The following is a 20,792-nucleotide window of genomic DNA, read 5'->3' as shown; positions in this document are numbered from 1 at the left end:
CCATCATGCCGGGCGGCGGCCCGGTGCGGGGAGGGCGGGGTGCTCGGCGGCGGCGGACACCGGCTCGCACTGCGCCACGAGCTCGGCGATCGCCTCGAGGCGAACGCTGGGCACGGTCGTGAAGGTGGGGCGGCTGCCGTCGCGCGCCAGCCAGGAGCCGTCGTGGACCACCGTGCCGCCACGCTCGGCCGTCGAGAAGAGCGGGGCGGCCGCCGGGGCGGTCCGGGCGGTCACGTCGAAGAGCCGGCGATCGGTCTGCGGCAGCACCCACGGTGCGTCGGGCACGACGACGTCGGGGACGGCCCGGGCGCCGGCCAGCGCCATCGCGAGGCCCGTGAGCACGAGGAGGCGCGCCGCTCGCCGCGCCGCGGCGTCGCCGGTGCCGGTGACCGCGGCGAGGCGTCGCTCGAGGTCGCCGGCGGTCAGGTCCAGCACGGTGGCCAGCTGCACCAGGTCGTGGGACCGGAACCGGACCTCGGCGTCCCGTCCGAGGCGGCGCTGGCGGCGGACCGCAGCGACGTAGTCGACGAGCACCTGCGCGTCGTCGTCACGGAACGGGTCGACCCGCACGAGGTCGTCGCCGACGACCAGCAGGTGCGGGTCGGTCGGGTGGACGAGGTCCTGGCGCGGCGGCAGCTCCAGCTCGTCACCGCCGTAGGCGGCCAGCGCCCGGTCCAGCACCTCGGGGGTCGGCGCGCACCGACCGCGCTCGATCCCCCGCAGCTCCCGCCGGCCGACGCCCACCCGCTGCGCGGCGTCGGCTCGACCCATCCCGGCCAGCTCGCGCGCCCTGCGCATGGTCGGCCCCGTGGTCAACGTGTCCATGCCAGGGAGGATCGGTCGATCGGGGGCCCGGCTGTAGAGATCCGCGAACCTCCTTCAGGAACGGCGCCGGATGTAGGTTCGGTCGGCGCAGCGGCCGGCAGCAGGAGCGACGCGATGGCACTCGAGGACGAGTTCGGCGACGGCAGGGCGCTCGTCGACCAGCTGATGGTGGTCATCCGGCGCGACGGGCTGATGGACCTGCTCGGCGGGCTCAACGAGGTCGGCGCCGACGACGTGACGACCAGCTGGATGAGCGCGGGGCCCAACCGACCCGTCGCCGCCGACCAGGTCGCCGACGCCCTCGGCGCGACCCGGTCCCAGGAGATGGCCGACGCCCTCGGCGTGACCCGCGAACAGGTCGCCGCCGGCGTGGCGCGCGTCCTGCCCCCGGTCGTCGACCGGCTGACGCCCGACGGCCGCTACCCGGACCACGCCGCGCTCGCGGCGGCCGACCTCACCGACCTCGACGTCGCCGCGCTCCTGCGCTGACCGTCCCGCCGATGGGACGTGGCCGTCCGGCGCCAGCGCGGCGCGGCACCGGACATCCGCTCGATGTCCTCGAGCGCGGGGTCGCTCGTCTCGGCCACCGAGCGGGCAACGGTCGGGCCTCGATCGGCGGGCGACCGGTCGACGCTCGATCGCCGGGTCCGGGCATGCTGGTGGCCATGACGGACATGAAGGACGCGCCCGCGGTCGACGGCCCGCCGCCGTTCACGGGCCAGGTCGCGACCGGCACCGGCGTCATCGGCGTCGACGTCGGCGGCTCGGGCATCAAGGCGGCGCCGGTCGACCTCGCCGCCGGCGCGCTGACCGCCGAGCGGGTCCGGCTCGACACGCCCCACCCGTCCACGCCGCAGGCGGTGGCCGCCACCGTGGCCGAGGTGGTCGGACAGGTCGTGCAGGAGTGCGGGCCCGGGGCGATCGCCCCGCAGGCCGCCGTCGGGCTGACCCTGCCCTCGGTCGTGCGCGCCGGCGTCGTCCGCACCGCGGCCAACATCGACCCCGCCTGGATCGGGCTGCACGCCGTCGACCTGTTCAGCGAGGCGCTCGGCCGACCGGTGGTCGTGGTCAACGACGCCGACGCCGCTGGCGTGGCCGAGGTCCGCTTCGGCGCCGGCCGCGGCGTCGACGGCGTGGTGCTGATGCTCACGCTCGGCACCGGGATCGGCAGCGCGCTGTTCGTCGACGGGGTGCTCGTGCCGAACACCGAGCTCGGCCACCTGCCGCTCGAGGGCGGCGACGCCGAGCGCTACGCCGCCAGCTCCGTCCGCAAGGCCGAGGGGTTGTCGATGAAGAAGTACGCGAAGCGGCTCCAGGAGTACCTCGAGCTGGTCGAGCACCTCCTCTGGCCGACCTGATCCTGATCGGCGGCGGCATCTCGAAGCGGGCCGACGAGTTCCTGCCCCACGTCCACATCGACACCCCGCTGCAGGCCGCGCAGCTCCGCAACGAGGCCGGCATCGTCGGCGCGGCGCTGCTCACACCCCCCGGCTGAGCCCGCGGGCCGGGACCGCTCGACGTCAGCCTCGGGCGTCGAAGGCCGACACCGCCCGGGCCGGGGCCCGCAGCCGCCACGACCCGGTGATCAGCTCGGCCGCCTCGTCGGCGTCGACCACCTCGAGCCGCACGAGCACGATCGGTTCGCCGTCGTAGTGGGCGGTCGTGAAGAAGGTGTCGGGGTCCGAGCCGATCAGCGCCTCCTTCTCCTCGACCGAGCCGACCCACACGACGAGCGCCTCGGGGTCGTCGCGCACCCACGTGAACATGCGCGCCGGCGTCCGCCACGACGGCCGGCCCCCGTACGACGCCCGCTCCTCGGCCCCGGGCAGCGCCATGGCGGCCCTGCGGACGTCCTCGATCCTGACCACGAGCCGAGTCTCCCACCCGGATCCGGGTCGGGGTCGGGTGGAACGACCCAAGGACGGGGGCCGTCCGGTCCGGTACCCGTGGAGGTGTGGGACGGACGGCGGACGGCGCACGAGGCGACAGGTCGAGGATCGGCGCGCCGGGCGCGCTGATCGCGCTCGTCGGCGACGATCGAGCCGGCGGGACCGCGATCACGGGGGTGGATCGCCGGCAGCTGCGCTCGATCGTCGCCGACCTCACGGACCGCCGTGCCACGGTGCTCGACGACGTGGAGCTGCCGAGCTGCCGCACCGACGTCGACCACGTGGTGGTGGCGCCCAACGGCGTGTGGATCGTCGACGTCATGGCCTGCACGGGCTCCGTGGAGCTCCGCGAGGTCGGCGGCTTCTTCCGGACCGAGCACCGCCTCCACGTCGACGGCCGCGACCGGACGACGGCGCTCGACACCCTGGTCTGGCAGCGGGCGGCCGTCGACGAGCTGTTGGGCCGCGAGCTGCCCACCGCCGCCGGCACCCCGGTCCACACCGCGCTCGTGCTGCTGGACGGCGACCGCGACGTGCCCGACGCACCGCTGCAGGTCGACGACCACCGGGTCTGCTCCCGGAGCGACCTTGGCGAGCTCGTGGCCGGCCCCGGCCCGCTCTCCGTCGACGCCGTCGCGGCGATCGTCGAGGTGCTGCGGGCGGAGCAGGGCGGCCGCGACGCCATCGACCTCACCGACCGGGCGCGACCGGTCGTCGGGGCCGACGCGGTCCGGGCCCTCCTCGGCTGAGCCCCGATCCCCGGGCCCCGTCGATTCCCGGACGGCAGGACCACGCCGGGCGACGGCGCCGGTAGGGTCGACGCCGATCGGCGCCCCACGGTCGCCGCAGAGGCACCCCGGAGGGCAGGTGACCGTCGAACCGTTCCGCCAGCGACCGGCCCACCAGGCCCTCGCCGCGCACCACGCCGCGCTCGCCGGCCGCCACCTGCGCGAGCTGTTCGCCGAGGATCCCCGACGGGGCGAGCGGATGGCGCTCGAGGCCTGCGGGATCTACGCGGACCTGAGCAAGCACCGCGCGACGGACGAGACGCTCGACCTGCTCGTCGACCTCGCGGTCGAGTCGGGCCTGCGCGAGCACATCGACGCCATGTTCCGCGGCGACCGCATCAACGTCAGCGAGGACCGGTCGGTGCTGCACGTGGCGCTCCGCATGCCCCGAGACGAGCACCTGTACGTCGACGGCACCGACGTGGTGGCCGAGGTCAACGACGTGCTCGACGCCATGGCCGCCTTCGCCGACCGCGTCCGCAGCGGCGAGTGGGTGGGCCACACCGGCCGGCCGATCCGCAACGTCGTGAACATCGGCATCGGCGGGTCGGACCTGGGGCCGGTCATGGCCTACCAGGCGCTGCGCAGCTTCAGCGACCGGCGGATGACCTTCCGGTTCGTGTCCAACGTGGACGCGACCGACCTCGTCGAGGCGACCCGCGACCTCGATCCGGCCGAGACGCTCTTCATCGTCGCGTCGAAGACCTTCACCACGATCGAGACGATGACCAACGCCCGCTCGGCGCGGGACTGGTTGCTCGACGGGCTGGGCCGGGACGCCGAGGTCGCCCGGCACTTCGTCGCGGTCTCGACGAACGCCGAGGAGGTGGCGGCGTTCGGGATCGACACCGACAACATGTTCGGGTTCTGGGACTGGGTCGGCGGCCGCTACTCGATGGACTCCGCGATCGGGCTGTCGACGATGGTGGCGATCGGACCCGAGCGCTTCCGCGAGATGCTCGACGGGTTCCGGGCCATGGACGTGCACTTCGACACGGCGCCGCTGCGGCGGAACCTGCCGGTGCTGATGGGCCTGCTGGCCGTCTGGTACGGCGAGTTCTTCGACGTCCAGGCGATCGGCGTCATGCCCTACGACCAGTACCTCGCCCGCTTCCCCGCCTACCTCCAGCAGCTCACGATGGAGTCGAACGGCAAGCACGTGACGCTCGAGGGCGTGCCCGTCGACTACGACACCGGCGCCATCTACTGGGGCGAGCCCGGCACCAACGGGCAGCACAGCTTCTACCAGCTGCTCCACCAGGGGACCCGGCTGGTTCCCGTCGACCTGCTGGCGTTCGCCCGGAGCCGCAACCCGCTCGGCGAGCACCACGACATCCTGAGCTCGAACGTGTTCGCCCAGGCCCAGGCCCTCGCCTTCGGCCGCACCGAGGACGAGGTCCGCGCGCTCGGGACGCCCGAGGCGGTCGTGCCCCACCGGGTCATGGAGGGCAACCGCCCGACCACCGTGCTGCTGTCCCAGGAGCTCACCCCGTACCGGCTCGGCACGCTGGTCGCGCTCTACGAGCACAGCGTCTTCACGCAGGCCGCGATCTGGGGGATCGACGCGTTCGACCAGTGGGGCGTCGAGCTCGGCAAGGAGCTCGCGCTCGCCATCCTGCCCGCGCTGACGTCGGCCGAGGAGCCGGCGTTGGACGCCGACTCGTCGACCACGGCGCTCGTGCGCCGGTACCGCGCCCTGCGCGACGCCTCGCCACCCCCCACCTCGTCCCCCTGACCCACCGGAGGCCCCCATGGCGACCGACACCCCCCTGCAGCTCGGCATGATCGGCCTCGGCCGCATGGGCGCCAACCTCGTCCGGCGCCTGATGCGCGACGGCCACCGCTGCGTCGGCTACGACGTGGACCCCGGCGCGATCGCCTCGCTCGAGGCCGAGGGCGCCACCGGCGCCACGACGCTCGAGGCGTTCGTCGAGGCGCTCGAAGCGCCGCGGGCGGTGTGGATCATGGTGCCGGCCGCGATCGTGCAGTCGACCCTCGACGCCCTGGTCCCGCTGCTGTCCGCGGGCGACACCGTCATCGACGGCGGCAACTCCTACTACCGCGACGACATCCACCGGGCCGAGGCGCTGTCGGAGCACGGCATCCACTACGTCGACTGCGGCACGAGCGGCGGCGTGTGGGGGCTGGAGCGCGGCTACTGCCTGATGATCGGCGGCGACGACGAGGCGGTCGAGCGGCTCGGCCCGATCTGGGAGACGATCGCCCCGGGCCCGATGGCCGACGCGGTCGAGCCGACCCCGGGACGGGCCGAGGGCGGCACCGCGCAGGACGGCTGGCTCCACTGCGGCCCGAGCGGAGCCGGCCACTTCGTGAAGATGGTCCACAACGGGATCGAGTACGGGATGATGGCCGCGATCGCCGAGGGCCTGAGCATCATCAAGCACGCCGGCGTCGGCAGGCGCTCCGGCGTCGTCGCCGACGCCGAGACCACGCCCCTCCGGGACCCGTGGGCCTACCAGTACGACATCGACGTCGCCGAGGTCGCCGAGGTGTGGCGCCGGGGATCGGTCGTCAGCTCGTGGCTCGTCGACCTGACCGCCGCCGCGCTCGCCCGCTCGCCCGAGCTCGAGGAGTACGGCGGCAAGGTGTCCGACTCGGGCGAGGGCCGTTGGACGGTGCTCGCCGCGGTCGAGGAGGGCGTGCCGGCCGAGGTGATCACCGCGTCGCTGTACCAGCGGTTCGAGTCGAGGGACCTGGGTACGTTCACCGGCAAGGTCCTGTCGGCCATGCGGGCCGAGTTCGGCGGCCACGTCGAGCGGGCCTAGGCCCCCGGCCGATCGCCGGGCACGGCGAGCGCAGTCCCGGCGGACCGGGCACCGAACCCAGGAGGCCGAGGCAGTGGATCACGAGCAGTGGGTGGTCGAGGACGCCGACGGGGTGGCGGCGACCGCCGCCGACCACGTCGCGCAGGAGGTCCGTCGGGTGGTCGACGAGCGCGGCGCGTTCACGTTCGCGGTGAGCGGCGGCCGCTCGCCGTGGGCGATGCTCACGCACCTCGCGCACCAGGACCTCCCGTGGGAGGCGGTGTCGATCTGGCAGGTCGACGAGCGCATCGCGCCGGCCGGCGACGCGGACCGCAACCTCGTCGGCCTCGCCGACGCCGTCGCCGCGCTCCCGGTGACCGTCCACCCGATGCCGGTCGAGGAGCTGCTCGGCGACGGACCCGGCGACGCCACCGAGGACGAGGGCGCGATCGCCGCGGCGTGCGACGCCTACGCGGCCTCGCTCCCCGACCGCTTCGACCTGATCCACCTCGGCATCGGGCCCGACGGCCACACGGCCTCGCTCGTGCCCGGCGACGAGGTGCTGGGCGTCACCGACCACGCCGTGGCGGTCACCTCGACCGCCTACCAGGGCCGGCGTCGGATGACGCTGACGTACCCGGCGCTCGGCCGCACCGACCAGCTCCTGTGGCTGATCACCGGTGAGGAGAAGCGCGAGGCCCTGGCCGGCGTGCTGGCCGGCGACCCGATCTACCCGGCGTCGAAGGTCGAGGCGCCCCGCTCGATCATCGTCGCCGACCGGGCCGCGCACCCGCAGCAGCCCTGACGTCGGAGCCCCGGCGGGCGCGCCGACGCGGCGGGTCAGGACAGGGCGGCGGCGATCGACTCGACGACCTCGGCGCGGTGCACGGTCTCGGGCAGGTAGACGACTGCCACCTCGCAGCCGGCCTCGGCGAGCTCGGCGCACGACTCGGCGAGGGCCGCCGGGCCCTGGTCGGGGTCGAAGATGACCTGGGCCGTGATCGTGATCTCCGACGGGTCCCGACCGATGTCGGCGCAGTGCCCGGCGAGCACCTCCTGCTTCTCGCGCAGGATCTCGGGCGAGGTGAACGGCGTGTTCCACCGCTGCGCGTAGCGCGCCACGGCGCGCAGGGTCCGGGTCGGGCCGTCGCCGCCGATCGTGATCGGCGGGTGCGGCGACTGGACCGGTTTGGGCTCGCAGTAGGCGTCGGTGATCGTGAAGTGCCGGCCCGAGAACGAGAACTGCGGCTCGGTCAGGAGCCCGACGATGACCTCGCACCCCTCGTCGAAGCGGTCGAAGCGCTCCTTCAGCGGGGCCAGCTCGATGCCGTAGGCGTCCGCCTCCTGCTGGTTCCACCCCGCGCCGAGGCCCAGCTCCAGGCGGCCGTCCGAGATCTGGTCGACCGACGCGGCCATGTTGGCCAGCACCGCCGGGTGCCGGTACGGCATGCCCGTGACCATGCAGCCGATGCGGATGCGCGACGTCAGCGCCGCCAGCCCGGCCAGGGTCGTCCAGCCCTCCATGCACGGCCCGTTGCGGGGCTGGCCGAGGATGGGCTCGAAGTGGTCGAAGTTCCACGCGGACTCGAACAGGTCGATCCCGTCGGCAGCCCGCCACACCTCGACCATGGCGTCCCACGTGGTCATCTGGGGCGAGGTCTTGATCCCGTAGCGCATGGACCCGAGCCTGCCACCGATCGATCCCACGGGTCGGCCGCACCGCGCGGGGCGACCCGGGCATGATGTCGCCCATGGAGTTCGGGATCGCCTTCGCCAACACCCTGCAGTTCACCGAGCGCGAGGGGCTGGTGACGCTGGCGCAGTCGGCCGAGGCCGCCGGGTTCGACTCGCTGTGGACCGTCGAGCACGTGATCTACCCCGACGGCTACGAGTCGGAGTACCCCTACGACAAGAGCGGGAAGATGGCCGCCGACGCGTCGTCGCCGATCCCCGACCCGCTGATCTGGCTGGCGTTCGTCGCGGCGGCGACCACGACGCTCCGCCTCGGCACCGGCATCCTGATCCTCCCGCAGCGCAACCCGCTGGTCCTCGCGAAGGAGGTGGCGACCCTCGACCGCCTGTCCGGCGGTCGGGTCGAGCTCGGGATCGGCGTCGGCTGGCTCAAGGAGGAGTTCGACGCCCTCGGCGTCCCGTTCGAGCGGCGCGGCGCCCGCACCGACGAGTGGGTCGACGTCATGCGGGCCGTGTGGGCCGACGACCACGTCGACTTCCACGGCGAGTTCGCCTCGTTCACCGGAGCGAGCGTGAACCCGAAGCCGGCGGGCGACACCGTGCCGATCACCGTGGGCGGCCACAGCCCGGCCGCCGCCCGGCGTGCCGGTCGGCTCGGCGACGGCTTCTTCCCCGCCAAGGGCGACATCCCGGAGCTCGTCGACATCATGCGCCAGGCCGCCGCGGACGCCGGCCGAGACCCGTCGGCGATCACGGTCAGCACCGGTTCGGCCGGCGTGTTCGGCGACGACCCGGCGGCCGCGGTCGAGGAGCTCGCCTCGCAGGGCGTCGACCGCGTCATCGTGCCGGCCTTCGCCTTCTGGAGGGACCCCGAGGCGACGATCGCCGAGTTCGGCGAACGGGTCATCACCCCGACGCGCTGACGCCCGGCGTCACCGGTCACCACGCCGGCCGGGGTACCCGGCCGGACGTCGGCCTCAGCCGCAGGCGTCGTGCAGGGACGGGTACGGGTTCATCGCCGTGCCGCCGGCCCGCTTGACGCCCATGTGCAGGTGCGTGTCGCCGCCCGCCGCGTTGCCGCTGTTGCCGACCCGGCCGATCGCCTCGCCGGCCTTGACCGTGCGGGAGGAGCCGATCGTGGCGGACATGTGCGCGCCGTAGATCACCCAACCGGTCGACGTCGTCAGCGTGAACGTGGTGCCGCCCAGGCCGTTCGAACCGAACACGACCGTGCCCGACGCCGGGGCGACGATCGTCGTGCCCTTCGGGGCGAACAGGTCGGTGCCCTCGTGGAAGCGGCCGCCGTCGTCGCGGGGGAAGCCCCAGTCGTTCATGAAGGACGCACCGGGCACCGGGCACCGGAGGTCGGGGCCCACGTCGCCGGCCGAGGCGGACCGGGTCGACGAGGCGGTGCCGGAGCTCCCGCCCGAGGAGCCGCCGGACGAGCCGGGGATCTTGAGGGTGTCGCCGGGCAGGATCAGGCTCGACGCCTTCAGGCCGTTCGCCTTGAGCAGCGCGCTGAGCGACACGCCGTGCTTGCGGGCGATCCCGTCGAGGTAGTCGCCCTCCTTGACCGTGTAGGACCCGCCCTTGGACGAGGTGCCCTTGGCGGTCGGGGTCGAGCTCTTGGAGCCGCCGCCGGTCGAGGCCGACCCGTCGATGATGATGCGGGCGCCGAGGTACAGCTCGTCGTCGACGATGCCGTTGGCGGCCCGGATCGAGTCCGCCGACACGCCGTACCGCTTCGCGATGCCGACGACCGTGTCGCCGCTGCGGACGATGTGGGTCTGCTTCCCGGCCGCGGCGCCGGACGACGTGCCCTTCGACGACGTGCCCTTCGACGACGTCCCCTTGGAGGACGTGCCCTTCGAGGAGGTGCCCTTGGACGACGTGCCCTTCGTGGTCGACGCCGAGGTGGTCCCGGACGAGGCGGCCGAGGTGCCGCCGCCGGAGCCGGCCGCGCCGGGCAGGGCGCCCGCCGGTGCCGCGAGCACGGTGGGGACGAGGAGGGAACCGGTGGCGATGACGGCCGGCAGGAGGTGTCGGGGGTTCAGTCGCATGCCCTCCGATCGGCGGGAACGCCGGTGGTGTGAGCATCCGCATGGGTCAAATGGCCCATGCCCCGGACGCCGCCACCGAGCGTGGCGCGACCGGTGGTGCGGCGCCGCCGACGGCGACGGTGGGTGGCGCGCCGGGTGGCGGCCGGGGGCGGCCGGTGCGCGGACGGGTGACGGGCACGTCGTCGTAGCCTCGTCCCATGACCGACGGCACCGTCCTCGAGACCATCGCACTGGGCCAGCAGTGGCAGACGATCGACCCGTTCCTCTTCTGCGTCCACCACCTCGACGCCTACCCCAGCGCGAACGAGTTCCTCGGTCCCGACGCGCCCCTCCACGCCCGGGACCTCGGCATGGACTTCTCCGGGGCGGACGGCTGGAGCATGTACCACGGCTCGGTCGTGCCCGGGTTCCCCCAGCACCCGCACCGCGGGTTCGAGACCGTCACGCTCGTGCGGCGCGGCCTGATCGACCACTCGGACTCGCTCGGGGCCACGGCGCGCTTCGGCGGCGGCGACGTCCAGTGGCTGACCGCCGGCGCCGGCGTCGTCCACTCCGAGATGTTCCCGCTGCTCGACCGGGAGGGGCCCAACCCGCTCGAGCTCTTCCAGATCTGGCTGAACCTGCCCGCCGCCGACAAGATGGCCGACCCCTACTTCACGATGCTCTGGAACGAGGACATCCCGCGCCTCGAGGTCGGCACCGGCACGGCCGTGACGCTCGTGGCGGGGGAGCTCGACGGACGGCGCCCGCCGGCACCGCCGCCCGACTCGTGGGCCAGCCGGCCCGAGTCCGATCTCGCGATCTGGGTCGTGTCGATGGACGACGGCGGCGAGTGGGACCTCCCCGCGGCCACCGGCGCTGACACGGTGCGGGTCCTCTACGTGTTCGACGGCGCGGGGCTCCGCGTCGACGGCGAGGCGGTCGGGCCGTCGACCGGTGCGGTGATCCGCGCCGACCACGACGTGCGCCTCGCCGCCGACGGCGGGGCCACCGAGGCGCTGCTGCTGCAGGGCCGGCCGATCGGCGAGCCCGTCGCCCAGTACGGGCCGTTCGTGATGAACGACCACGCCGGCGTCGAGCAGGCGTTCGCGGACTACCGCCGCACCGGCTTCGGCGGATGGCCGTGGCCGACCGACGACCCGGACCACGGCCCCGACCGCGGGCGCTTCGCCCGCCACGTCGACGGCCGGGTCGAGGAGCCCGCCGGCTGACACGCCCGCGACCCGTCCCCGACCACGCGTCAGGTCGTCGGACGACCGCGACCGGGTCGGGAGCGCGGTTCAGGGGTCGATCAGCACACCCGGGTTGAGGATCGCCGCCGGGTCGAGGGCGCGCTTGGCGGCGCGCAGCGCGAGGGCGAACGGCTCGGGGCGCTGGCGGTCGTAGCCGGGCCGGTGGTCGCGACCGACGGCGTGGTGGTGGGTGACCGTCGCGCGGTGTCGCGTGAGCACCTCCATCGAGGCGGCCTTGATCTGGTCCCACATCGACAGCTCGGCCCCCGGGCGGCCGCCGGCGACGACGGTGAAGTAGGGCGCGGCGCCGTCGGGGTACACGTGGGTCAGCCGGCACGTGAGCAGGCCAGGGGCGCCGGTCACCTCCTCGATCGCGGCGCCGACCTCGGCTCGCACCGCCTCGTAGAGCCCGGGCAGGCGGTCCCACGTGGTGGCGGTCTCGAACGTCTCCACCACCGCACCCATCCGGGCCAGTGCGTCGCGCTGGTACGGCATGCGCAGGAACGCGGAGCGCCACGTCTCGGCCGCCCGGTCGCGGCCGGCACCGGCCCACCCCTCGGCGGGCGCGCCGTCGCCGCGACGGTCCGGCGCGGGCGCGTCGGCCACGGTCCCGCCATGGTCACGGGCGAGCTCCACGAGCAGCGCCATCGCGTCGTCGACCGGCCGCACGGCGGACTCCACCCCCAGCACGAGCACCCAACGGTCGCCGGGCCCGGCGCCGGACATGGCGGCCTCGGCCGGGTCGAGCAGGCGGCAGTTCGCGGGGTGGAGGTCCGACTGGGCGATGGCGCGGACGGCGGCGAGGGCGTCGGCGCCGTCGGCGAAGGTCGCGGTCGCCGAGCGCCGGTGCTCGGGCCGGTCCTGCAGTCGGACCCACGCCTCGGTGATCACGCCGAGGGTGCCCTCGGAACCGAGGAGGAGCCGGTCCGGCGACGGCCCGGCTCCGGAGCCCGGCAGGCGCCACGACTCGCTCACCCCCACCGGCGTCACCGCCCGGATCGACTCGACCAGGTCGTCGATGTGGGTCCGCAGCGTGGCGTAGTGCCCGCCGGCGCGCGTGGCGATCCACCCGCCCAGGGTCGAGAACTCGAAGCTCTGCGGGAAGTGCCGCAAGGTGAGCCCGTCGGGACGGAGCTGGTCCTCCAGGGCGGGGCCGAGGACGCCGGCCTGCACCCTCGCGGCGCGGCTGGTGCGGTCGACCTCGAGCACGCGGTCCATGGCGGTCAGGTCGAGCGACACCACGCCGGCGCGGCCCTCGCCGTCGCACTCGACGCCCCCGACGACCGAGGAGCCGCCACCGAACGGGACGACGGCGACATCGGCGTCGGCGGCCCAGTCGAGCAGCGCCACCACACCGGCCTCGTCGGCGGGCCGGGCGACGACGTCGGGCGGCGCCCCAGCGTCGCCGTGCAGCGCCCGCACGACGTCCCGGTAGGCCTTGCCCCGACCGTGCGACGCCCGGGACGCCGGCGACGTGGCGTCCGTCCCCGCCAACGCGGCGGGCAGCCCGATGCGGGGCGCCGGCAGGTCCAGGTCGGCCACCCGGGGCACCGGCAGGGGCCGGTCGGGCGACCCGGGCAGGAGGGCGCCGAGGGCGGCGCAGTCCGCGTCGGAGAGCGCCTGGTCCTCCCACCCCCAGCCCCACCACGACCGCACCCGGCCGCCGCCCTCCGAGGTCGCCGCGCCCGTCATGGTCCGGGACCATACGCCCGGCGCATCCCGCCCGCCCGACCCATCCGCGGCCGGGCACGCTCCGAACCCGGGGCATGGACGTCGCACCCGCCGCCGCACGGTCGCTCGGTTCGCTCCTCGAGCGGATGGGCGATCCCCTCGACCCCGACGCCTACGACTGGCCCGAGCCGCGCCGGCGCCGGGGGCCGGCCCCGCACGAGGGCCTCACCGACGACGAGCGGTTCCAGCTGACCTACGCGGCGCAGGTCGAGTGGGGCACCGAGGGCACCTTCGCCAGCCTCGACACGGCGCGCGACCCTCTCATCACGCGCTTCCTGCGGACGTGGCTCGACCAGGAGGTCGTGCACGGCGAGCTGCTGGCGCGGGTCCTGCGGAGCGACGGCGGGCGCGTCGAGCCCGCCCACGTGACCCCGGCGCAGCGGCGGGCCGCCCGGCGGGGCCGTCACGTCAACCGGCTCGCCCGCGTCGCGCTCGGCGACGACTTCACGGCGCTGCACATGGCCTGGGGCGCCGTGAACGAGCTGACGACGCTGCGCTTCTACGGCCTGCTCCGCGACCGGACGGGATCGACCCTGCTCCGCGACGTGCTGCGCGACGTGATGGCGCAGGAGTCGCTGCACTACGCGTTCTACCGGCAGGCGGCGATCGAGCGCCTGGACGGCAACCCACGGGGCCAGCGCGTGGTGCGGTTCGGGCTCGCCCACCTGTGGAGCCCGGTCGGCGTCGGGCTCCGGAGCCGCGAGGACGCCGACCGCCTGCTGCACGGTCTCTTCGAGCCGGCGCCGACGGTCGTGCAGCGCATCGACGCCGCCATCGGGACGATCCCCGGGCTCGCCGGGCTCGATCTCATCGGCGGCTGCCTCCGCCGCGCCTGACCCCCACGCGCTCTGGCGCCGGTTTCCGTCGGGACACGACGGAAACCGGCGCCAAATGGGGGGTTGGGGGGTCGGTTCGGTTCGGTTCGGTTCGGTCCGGTGCGGGCGCCGGTCAGGCGGCGACCGGGTCCGACGCCGGCTCCAGCGCGGCGGCCAGCACCTCGTCGATGTGCGACGCGAGGTGGAACGTCATCTGCTCCCGGACGGCCTCGGGCACGTCGTCCAGATCCGGGCCGTTGCGGGCCGGGAGGACGACCTCGGTGAGGCCGGCGCGGTGGGCGGCGAGGACCTTCTGCTTCACGCCGCCGATGGGCAGCACGTTGCCCTGCAGCGTGACCTCGCCGGTCATGCCGACCGTCGAGCGCACCGGCCGGCCCGTCAGCAGCGACGTCATGGCGGTCACCATCGTGACGCCGGCGGACGGGCCGTCCTTGGGGACCGCCCCGGCCGGGACGTGCAGGTGGAACCGGCGGTCGTCGAACGCGCCGTCCGCCACGCCCAGCTCGTCGGCGTGGGCCCGGACGTAGGAGAGGGCGATCGTGCCCGACTCCTTCATCACGTCGCCGAGCTGGCCGGTCAGGGTCAGCCCCGCGTCGCCGGACGACGGCATCGAGCTGGCCTCGACGAAGAGCACGTCGCCGCCCACGCCGGTCACGGCCAGGCCGGTGGCCACGCCGGGGACCGACGTCCGGTCGGCGACCTCGGCGAAGAACCGGGGCCGGCCCAGCCAGCGCCGCACGTCGTCGGCGTCGCGGACCTCGACCGGCGCCTCGACCGCGCCCGTCGACAGGGCCGTGGCGACCTTGCGCAGCAGCCGCCCGACCTGGCGCTCCAGGTTGCGGACGCCCGCCTCGCGGGTGTGGTCGGCGACGATCGACCGCAGGGCGTCGTCGGAGATCGTGACCTCGTCGTCGCCCACGCCGTTGCGGCGGCGCTGGCGGGCGACCAGGTGGTCACGGGCGATGTCGACCTTCTCGGCCTCGGTGTACCCGTCGAGCGGCACGACCTCCATCCGGTCGAGCAGCGGCCCGGGGATGGTGTCCATGACGTTCGCCGTCGCGATGAACACGACGTCGGACAGGTCGAGGTCGACCTCGAGGTAGTGGTCGCGGAAGGTGTGGTTCTGCGCGGGGTCGAGCACCTCGAGCAGCGCGGACGACGGATCGCCGCGCCAGTCGCTGCCGAGCTTGTCGACCTCGTCCAGCATCAGCACCGGGTTCATCACGCCGGCATCGGAGATGGCACGGGCGATGCGACCCGGCATGGCGCCGACGTAGGTGCGCCGGTGCCCGCGGATCTCGGCCTCGTCGCGGACGCCGCCGAGCGCGACGCGCACGAAGGGCCGGCCCATGGCCCGGGCGACGGACTCGCCGAGCGAGGTCTTGCCCACGCCGGGGGGCCCGACGAGCGTGATGATGGCGCCGCCGGGGCCCGAGCGGCCGGCCGGCTCGGCGTCGTCGCCGTCGGCGGCCTGGGCCGCAGCGCGCTCCGCCAGGCGGGCGCGGACCGCGAGGTGCTCGACGATCCGGTCCTTCACGTCCTCGAGGCCGTTGTGGTCGGCGTCGAGGACGGCGCGGGCGCCGGGGACGTCGACCGGATCCTCGGCCCGCGACGTCCAGGGCAGGCCGGCCACGGTGTCGAGCCAGGTGCGGATCCACCCGTGCTCGGGCGACTGCTCCGACGTCCGCTCGAGGCGGCCGAGCTCCTTGGTGAGGGCGTCGCGCACCTCCTGGGGGACGGCCGGATCGGCCGCCAGCGCCCGCACGTGGTCGAGCGCCTCGTCGTCGCCGGACTCCTCGCCCAGCTCCTTCTGGATGGCCGCGAGCTGCTGGCGCAGCAGGAACTCCCGCTGCGTCTTCTCCATGCCCTCGGTGACGTCCTTGCGGATCCGGTCCTTGAGGGACAGGTCGGCCAGGGTCTCCCGGGCCCACCCCACGACGAGCTCGAGGCGGTCCTCGACGTCGAGCGCCTCGAGCACGCCGACCTTCTGCTCCGCGGACAGGTCGGGCGAGTAGCCCGCCATGTCGGCGATGGCGCCGGGATCGGTCATGCCTCGGAAGGCGTCGGCCAGGCCGGGCACGCCGCGGGACTCGAGGATGTTCTCGACGACCGCCTGGTACTCCTTGGCCAGCTCCTCGGCCCGGTCGGTGTCGGCGTTCGCCTCGACCGCAGGGGTGGCGCGGACCCACAGGGCCTCGCCGGTGCCGGGCACGCCGGCGCCGATCACCGCGCGGTGCAGGCCCCGCACGACGAGGGCCTTGACCCCGCCGCGGAGCTCGCCCGCGTCCTCGATCTGGGCGACGGTCCCCACCGCTGCGTACCGGCCGTCGAGCCGGGGCACGAGCAGCACCTGGGCGCGGTCGTGGACGCCGTCGCCGGCGGCCGCACGGGCGGCGGCCCGGGCCTCGTCGGTCTCGAGCGCGATGGTCACGACCATCTGGGGGAGCACGACGCCGGTGCTCAGCGGAAGGACGGGGAGGACGGTCCCCTCGTCGGGGTCCGGTCCGGTGCGAAGGTCGGTGTCCGGTTCGGGGCTCACCGTGGGATCAGGCATCTGCACTCCAGCCAGGGGGTCGAAGATCAGCTCAACGGAAAAAGTTGAGTGACTGGGTAACAGATTATCGATCGTTCCCATTCCCGCCCCGTCGCCTGCCCCCGTCGCCGGCCCCCGACGCCCGCCCCTTCCGGGGGATCAGCCGGGGGCGACGAGCTGGATGAGCAGCAGCGCGCCCATGCCCACCACCAGTGTGAGCACGGCGTTGCGGGTCCGCCACGCCACCACCGCAGCCAGCACCCCGGCGCCGAAGCGGGCCTGCAGCAGGTCCACGTGACCCTCGGGGCGGACGAACGCCGGGAGCACCAGCGCGGCGAGCGCCGCAGGGGGGATCTGGCGCAGCACCCGGTGCGCCCGGGGCGGGACCTTCACGAGCCGGTGGGCCACGGCGAGGAAGGACGCCCGCATGCTGAACGTGCCGACGCCGGCCAGCAGGATCGTCCACCACGCCGCGCTCACGATGCGGCCCCCGCCGGCCCGGCGGGCCCGCTGCCCGTCCCGCCCCCGGTCCCGCCCGTCGGTGCGTCCGCGCCGCCGGGGTCGTCGCTGTCCACCAGGGCGCCGGCGACGATCCCCGCCACCGAGCCGATCATGATCGACGTCGGCCCGGCACCGAGCTCGGCGGCGAGCACCGCCACGAGGCCGCCGACGCCCGCCGCCACCAGCGAGGGCCGGCCCACGAGGGTCGGGACGAGCAGGACGAGGAACGCGAGCGGGACGGCGAACTCGAGGTGGATCTCCGGGGGGACGGCGTTGCCGACGAGGATCCCGACGATCGTGCTGATCTGCCACGTGGTCCACAGCGACACGCCCGCACCCAGGTAGAAGCGCAGCCGCTCCCCCGCCGTCCGGGCCGACAGGTCCTCGGCGCCCTCCTCGGTCCAGCGCACGATCGACACGGCGTAGGCCTGGTCGGTGAGCAGGTAGGCCATCAGCAGCCGGCGGCCCGTCCCCACCTTCGTCACGTACGGCGCCATCGACGCCGAGTACAGGACCATCCGCAGGTTGATCGTGCAGGCCGCGAGCACGGCCACGAGCACCGAGCCCCCGCCGGTCAGCACCTCGATCGAGGCGAGCTGGGACGCGCCGGCGAACACGACGGTCGAGAACCCGACCGGCACGTCCCACGACATGCCGTGGGTGACCGGGGTGGCGCCGGCGACGATCCCGAACGGGGCCACGCCCAGCAGGAGCGGCGCGATGGCGAAGGCGCCGGCCCGGAAGCCGCCGAACGACCGCCTCGTGGGGGGCGGGGCGTCGGCGGCACCGCTCGTCGAGCGCGGACCCGTCGGGGTCTGGTCGGCCCGACGTGTCGGCTCGGTCGGCTCGGTCGGGTCGGGCGGCTCGGGCGGCTCGGTCGGGTCGGTCGCGTCGGTCACCGGGCTGGGTCGGGGGGCTGGAGCACGGAGGACATGTTGACCGTGGTGGGATGGGTCCGGGGACCCGATTTCTGGCCGGCGATTTGGTCCGATGGGCCCTGGGGCGGCCCGGGGGCCGTCCGTACGGTGGAGACGTGCCGATCACCCCCACGAACCGCTTCTACCCGCTCCCCGACGGACAGGACCTGACGTGGAGCCACTGGCCGGTGGAGAACGCGTCGGGCCAGGTCATCGTGGACCGCCACACCGACGGCCACCTGGACGGCACCCCGATCACCGACGAGGACCTCCACCAGCTGCTGCGCCGCCACGGCGTCCGCTGAGATCGCCCCCTGACGCCGCCCGATCCCCCCGGGGCGGTCGTCGGGGCGCTCAGCGCCGGTCGGCGGCCCGCAGCCGGGCCTTGTCGGCGTACATCGCCCGGTCGGCCCGGTCGAGCAGCTCGTCGGGCGACGTGCCGGGCTCGACGGTGATCGCACCGACCGCGACCGTGACGTCGGGCCACTCGTCGAGCGCAGCGTCCACCGCGGCGCGGATGCGCTCGACCAGCGCGTCGAGCGGTGCGTCGCCCTCGTCGAGCACGACGACGAACTCGTCGCCCCCGATCCGGGCCGCGACGTCGTCGGCGCGGATCTGGGAGCTCAGCGCGTCGGCCACCCGGCACAGGACGGCATCGCCCTCGCGGTGCCCGAACCGGTCGTTCATCAGCTTGAAGTGGTTCAGGTCCGCGAACAGCACGACCGGGGGGCGCTCCGGCCGGGACGTCGTGAGCATCTCGGCCAGCCGCTGGTGCAGCGCCGTGCGGTTGAGCAGCCGGGTGAGCGGGTCGCGGGTGGCGCGCGTGTTGATCTCGGACTCCTGCTCGCACCGCCGCATCGTGGCCAGCATCGTCGAGCACATCAGGGCGATGATGTCGGCGTTCGCGTCGTCCCACGTCTCGGTGTAGCCGTCGAACGCCAGCCGGACGATCCCCTCCCGGTCGAGCCAGAGCTCGACGACCATTGCGGTGTCGACGCCGTCCTCGCCCGGGACGGTCGTGACGACGCACGGCAGGTTCCGGAGCCGGTCGGCGTCGGCGACGACCTCGACGCGGGTGCCGGCCGACGGGCGGTGGCCGTCGCGGGACCAACCCGCGACCCTCGTGAACCCGCCGTCGCGGGGCTCGACGAGCTCGACCGTGCGGGACCCGACGACGCCGGCGAGGGCGCCGAGCATGCCGGCGATCCGGTCGCCGAGCTCGAACCAGTGCATGGCGGCGCACTCGACGTACACGCTCTGGGCCAGGCCCTTCAGCTGGGCCCGGCGGCGCTCGACCGCGACCTCGTCGTCGACGGGGCGCAGGGCGAGGACCATCCAGACGCCGTCGTCGGTCGTGATCGTGGTCGCCGTGACCCGCGTGTCGAGGTACGAGCCGTCCCAGCGCAGCACGCGGATGCGGGTGGCGACGTGGTAGCCGTCGGCCCGTTGCACCTCGTTGATCGCGCCGAGGGCGACGACGAGGTCGTCGGGGTGGACGTAGGAGCTCACGTCCATGCCGAGCATCTCGCCGTGCGGGATCCCGAGCATCCGCTCGACGGCACCGTTGGTCCACACGGCCCGCATGAGCGGGTCGACGACGACGAGGAGGTCGGGCGACAGCTCGGTCGCCGTCCGGGCGCTCCACGCGTCGTCGGGCAGGCCGCCGCGCCGCAGGTCCTCGAGCCCGGGGGCCCCGTCGGGGAGTCGCAGCGAGTCGGGCAGGCGGCGGTCGGACGGGAGGTGGTGCACCCTCCGAGGCTACGGAGCGAGGGGCCCGGTTCCGACCTACTGTGCGCACATGTCCGTTCGTCCAGCGGGGGCAGCGCGCCCGTGACGCACCCCGATCCGTTCGCACCGGCCCGGCTCGGCCCGCTGACGCTGCGGAACCGCATCGTCAAGGCCGCCACGTTCGAGGGCGTGATGACCCGTGGCGCGGTCAGCGACGAGCTCGTCGAGTTCCACCGGCGGGTCGCGGCCGGCGGCGTCGGGATGACCACGGTCGCCTACTGCGCCGTCTCGATGGACGGGCGGGTGCAGCGCCACACCCTCGTCATGGACCCCGAGCGCATCGGCGACCTCCGGCGGCTCACCGACGCTGTGCATGCCGAGGGCGCCGCCATCGCCGCCCAGCTCGGCCACGCCGGCCTGGTCGCCAACACGCGCTCCAACGGCATGCCGACGATGGCCCCGTCGACCCGGTTCAGCGCGCCGGCCATGGCCCGCGTGCACGGTGCGACCCGGGAGCAGCTCGACCGCGTCGTCGACGACTTCGTCCGGGCGACGAACGTGGCGGCCGAGGCCGGCTTCGACGCCGTCGAGGTCCACCTCGGCCACAACTACCTGCTGAGCTCGTTCATGAGCCCGAACCTCAACAGGCGGACCGACGAGTACGGCGGGTCGATCGCCAACCGGATCGCCTACCCGCGGCGGGTGCTCGCCGCCGTGAAGGAGGCGGCGCCCGACCACATGGCCGTGACCGCCAAGTTCAACATGGCCGACGGCGTCGACAAGGGTCTGTGGCTCGACGAGAGCCTGCCGATGGCCAAGCTCATCGAGGCCGACGGCCACCTCGACGCCCTGCAGCTCACCGGCGGCAGCTCGCTGCTCAACGGCATGTACTTCTTCCGCGGCGACGTGCCGCTCAAGGAGTTCCGGGAGACGCAGCCAGCAGCGGTGGGCTTCGGGCTGCGGTTCTACGGCCCCAAGCTGTTCCCGAAGTACCCGTTCGAGGAGGGCTTCTTCCTCCCGTTCGCCCGCCAGTTCCGCGACGAGCTGTCGATGCCGCTGATCCTGCTCGGCGGCATCAACCTGCGCGAGACGATCGAGGGCGCCATGGCGGAGGGCTTCGAGTTCGTCGCCATGGCCCGGGCGCTGCTCCGCGAGCCCGACCTCGTCAACCGGATGCAGGCCGACGAGGGCCACGAGGGCCTCTGCGTGCACTGCAACAAGTGCCTGCCGACGATCTACACCGGCACGCGCTGCGTCCTCGCCTCCTGACCGTCCCCCGCTCCCGTGGCGACGGC

Annotated in this window: 19 protein-coding genes and 1 pseudogene; 11 read left to right on the top strand and 9 right to left on the bottom strand. The window is 74.3% G+C overall.

Going from position 1 to position 20,792, the window contains the following annotated elements:
• Positions 1 to 3: 3 nt before the first annotated feature.
• Complete coding sequence (locus tag LH044_RS18585) at positions 4 to 825, bottom strand: helix-turn-helix domain-containing protein (RefSeq protein WP_227757086.1); 822 nt, start codon at positions 823 to 825, stop codon at positions 4 to 6.
• Between LH044_RS18585 and LH044_RS18580 the strand changes: the two genes are divergently transcribed.
• Both LH044_RS18580 and ppgK read left to right on the top strand, forming a co-directional pair.
• A complete protein-coding gene (locus LH044_RS18580; RefSeq protein ID WP_508619043.1) occupies positions 748 to 1,314 on the top strand; it encodes a YidB family protein in 567 nt (188 codons plus the stop codon). The genes LH044_RS18585 and LH044_RS18580 overlap by 78 nt on opposite strands.
• Before the next feature lie 185 nt (positions 1,315 to 1,499).
• Positions 1,500 to 2,320, top strand: a pseudogene (gene ppgK / locus LH044_RS18575) (polyphosphate--glucose phosphotransferase).
• A 25-nt stretch (positions 2,321 to 2,345) separates the two neighbouring features.
• Here ppgK and LH044_RS18570 read toward each other — a convergent pair.
• The gene (locus LH044_RS18570; protein ID WP_227757084.1) at positions 2,346 to 2,693 is read right to left on the bottom strand and encodes an MmcQ/YjbR family DNA-binding protein; all 348 of its coding nucleotides are present in this window, start codon (positions 2,691 to 2,693) and stop codon (positions 2,346 to 2,348) included.
• Between the two features lie 197 nt (positions 2,694 to 2,890).
• Between LH044_RS18570 and LH044_RS18565 the strand changes: the two genes are divergently transcribed.
• The 4 genes from LH044_RS18565 to pgl all read left to right on the top strand — a co-directional run bounded on the left by LH044_RS18565 (position 2,891) and on the right by pgl (position 7,072).
• Entirely contained in the window at positions 2,891 to 3,463 is a 573-nt protein-coding gene (locus LH044_RS18565; protein ID WP_227757083.1) for a nuclease-related domain-containing protein, read from the top strand.
• 118 nt (positions 3,464 to 3,581) lie between these two features.
• Positions 3,582 to 5,237, top strand: coding sequence for a glucose-6-phosphate isomerase (gene pgi, locus LH044_RS18560; RefSeq protein ID WP_227757082.1), 1,656 nt, complete (start codon positions 3,582 to 3,584; stop codon positions 5,235 to 5,237).
• Between the two features lie 34 nt (positions 5,238 to 5,271).
• Positions 5,272 to 6,288 carry a phosphogluconate dehydrogenase (NAD(+)-dependent, decarboxylating) gene (gnd, locus tag LH044_RS18555; protein ID WP_374210644.1) on the top strand — a complete coding sequence of 339 codons (1,017 nt, stop codon included), beginning with the start codon at positions 5,272 to 5,274 and terminating at the stop codon, positions 6,286 to 6,288.
• Positions 6,289 to 6,361: 73 nt separating this feature from the next.
• Positions 6,362 to 7,072 carry a 6-phosphogluconolactonase gene (gene pgl, locus LH044_RS18550; protein WP_227757080.1) on the top strand — a complete coding sequence of 237 codons (711 nt, stop codon included), beginning with the start codon at positions 6,362 to 6,364 and terminating at the stop codon, positions 7,070 to 7,072.
• 35 nt (positions 7,073 to 7,107) lie between these two features.
• Here the strand turns inward: pgl and LH044_RS18545 are convergent, their stop codons facing one another.
• The gene (locus tag LH044_RS18545) at positions 7,108 to 7,944 is read right to left on the bottom strand and encodes an LLM class F420-dependent oxidoreductase (RefSeq protein WP_227757079.1); all 837 of its coding nucleotides are present in this window, start codon (positions 7,942 to 7,944) and stop codon (positions 7,108 to 7,110) included.
• Positions 7,945 to 8,018: 74 nt separating this feature from the next.
• On the opposite strand from LH044_RS18545, the gene LH044_RS18540 reads away from it, so the two are divergent.
• Entirely contained in the window at positions 8,019 to 8,882 is an 864-nt protein-coding gene (locus LH044_RS18540) for an LLM class F420-dependent oxidoreductase (protein WP_227757078.1), read from the top strand.
• A gap of 54 nt (positions 8,883 to 8,936) precedes the next feature.
• On the opposite strand, the gene LH044_RS18535 is transcribed toward LH044_RS18540, so the two are convergent.
• Positions 8,937 to 10,019 (bottom strand): LysM peptidoglycan-binding domain-containing protein, encoded by a 1,083-nt coding sequence (locus LH044_RS18535; RefSeq protein ID WP_227757077.1) that lies wholly within the window; start codon positions 10,017 to 10,019, stop codon positions 8,937 to 8,939.
• A 197-nt stretch (positions 10,020 to 10,216) separates the two neighbouring features.
• Between LH044_RS18535 and LH044_RS18530 the strand changes: the two genes are divergently transcribed.
• On the top strand, positions 10,217 to 11,230 hold the full coding sequence (locus LH044_RS18530; RefSeq protein ID WP_227757076.1) for a pirin family protein: 1,014 nt from the start codon (positions 10,217 to 10,219) through the stop codon (positions 11,228 to 11,230).
• A 69-nt stretch (positions 11,231 to 11,299) separates the two neighbouring features.
• Here LH044_RS18530 and LH044_RS18525 read toward each other — a convergent pair whose 3' ends face one another.
• Positions 11,300 to 12,943, bottom strand: coding sequence for an FAD-binding oxidoreductase (locus LH044_RS18525; protein WP_227757075.1), 1,644 nt, complete (start codon positions 12,941 to 12,943; stop codon positions 11,300 to 11,302).
• Between the two features lie 74 nt (positions 12,944 to 13,017).
• Between LH044_RS18525 and LH044_RS18520 the strand changes: the two genes are divergently transcribed.
• Positions 13,018 to 13,818 (top strand): ferritin-like domain-containing protein, encoded by an 801-nt coding sequence (locus tag LH044_RS18520; RefSeq protein ID WP_227757074.1) that lies wholly within the window; start codon positions 13,018 to 13,020, stop codon positions 13,816 to 13,818.
• A 112-nt stretch (positions 13,819 to 13,930) separates the two neighbouring features.
• Here the strand turns inward: LH044_RS18520 and lon are convergent, their stop codons facing one another.
• The 3 genes from lon to LH044_RS18505 all read right to left on the bottom strand — a co-directional run bounded on the left by lon (position 13,931) and on the right by LH044_RS18505 (position 17,751).
• The gene (gene lon, locus LH044_RS18515; RefSeq protein WP_374210643.1) at positions 13,931 to 16,255 is read right to left on the bottom strand and encodes an endopeptidase La; all 2,325 of its coding nucleotides are present in this window, start codon (positions 16,253 to 16,255) and stop codon (positions 13,931 to 13,933) included.
• Between the two features lie 255 nt (positions 16,256 to 16,510).
• Positions 16,511 to 16,831 carry an AzlD domain-containing protein gene (locus LH044_RS18510; RefSeq protein ID WP_227757072.1) on the bottom strand — a complete coding sequence of 107 codons (321 nt, stop codon included), beginning with the start codon at positions 16,829 to 16,831 and terminating at the stop codon, positions 16,511 to 16,513.
• Complete coding sequence (locus tag LH044_RS18505; RefSeq protein WP_227757071.1) at positions 16,828 to 17,751, bottom strand: AzlC family ABC transporter permease; 924 nt, start codon at positions 17,749 to 17,751, stop codon at positions 16,828 to 16,830. Before LH044_RS18505 ends, LH044_RS18510 begins: the two co-directional genes overlap by 4 nt.
• Before the next feature lie 134 nt (positions 17,752 to 17,885).
• On the opposite strand from LH044_RS18505, the gene LH044_RS18500 reads away from it, so the two are divergent.
• Positions 17,886 to 18,074, top strand: a complete 189-nt coding sequence (locus LH044_RS18500; RefSeq protein WP_227757070.1) for a hypothetical protein — start codon at positions 17,886 to 17,888, stop codon at positions 18,072 to 18,074.
• 49 nt (positions 18,075 to 18,123) lie between these two features.
• On the opposite strand, the gene LH044_RS18495 is transcribed toward LH044_RS18500, so the two are convergent.
• Positions 18,124 to 19,518 (bottom strand): sensor domain-containing diguanylate cyclase, encoded by a 1,395-nt coding sequence (locus tag LH044_RS18495; RefSeq protein ID WP_227757069.1) that lies wholly within the window; start codon positions 19,516 to 19,518, stop codon positions 18,124 to 18,126.
• 81 nt (positions 19,519 to 19,599) lie between these two features.
• Between LH044_RS18495 and LH044_RS18490 the strand changes: the two genes are divergently transcribed.
• Positions 19,600 to 20,766: an NADH:flavin oxidoreductase gene (locus LH044_RS18490; RefSeq protein ID WP_227757068.1), complete on the top strand. Its 1,167-nt coding sequence runs from the start codon at positions 19,600 to 19,602 to the stop codon at positions 20,764 to 20,766.
• The last annotated feature ends 26 nt before the right edge of the window (positions 20,767 to 20,792 follow it).

The sequence above is a fragment of the Dermatobacter hominis genome (assembly GCF_020715685.1).
Taxonomy (GTDB): domain Bacteria; phylum Actinomycetota; class Acidimicrobiia; order Acidimicrobiales; family Microtrichaceae; genus Dermatobacter; species Dermatobacter hominis.
Note: the sequence above shows the minus strand (reverse complement) of the source record. Positions and strands in the feature narration are given on the sequence as shown.

Bases quoted from the DNA above. Each gene is read 5' to 3' on its own strand.
- LH044_RS18520 (WP_227757074.1), top strand. From the start codon at position 13,018: ATGGACGTCGCACCCGCCGCCGCACGGTCGCTCGGTTCGCTCCTCGAG.
- LH044_RS18535 (WP_227757077.1), bottom strand. From the start codon at position 10,019: ATGCGACTGAACCCCCGACACCTCCTGCCGGCCGTCATCGCCACCGGT.
- LH044_RS18545 (WP_227757079.1), bottom strand. From the start codon at position 7,944: ATGCGCTACGGGATCAAGACCTCGCCCCAGATGACCACGTGGGACGCC.
- LH044_RS18585 (WP_227757086.1), bottom strand. From the start codon at position 825: ATGGACACGTTGACCACGGGGCCGACCATGCGCAGGGCGCGCGAGCTG.
- lon (WP_374210643.1), bottom strand. From the start codon at position 16,255: ATGGTCGTGACCATCGCGCTCGAGACCGACGAGGCCCGGGCCGCCGCC.
- LH044_RS18525 (WP_227757075.1), bottom strand. From the start codon at position 12,943: ATGACGGGCGCGGCGACCTCGGAGGGCGGCGGCCGGGTGCGGTCGTGG.
- LH044_RS18540 (WP_227757078.1), top strand. From the start codon at position 8,019: ATGGAGTTCGGGATCGCCTTCGCCAACACCCTGCAGTTCACCGAGCGC.
- LH044_RS18530 (WP_227757076.1), top strand. From the start codon at position 10,217: ATGACCGACGGCACCGTCCTCGAGACCATCGCACTGGGCCAGCAGTGG.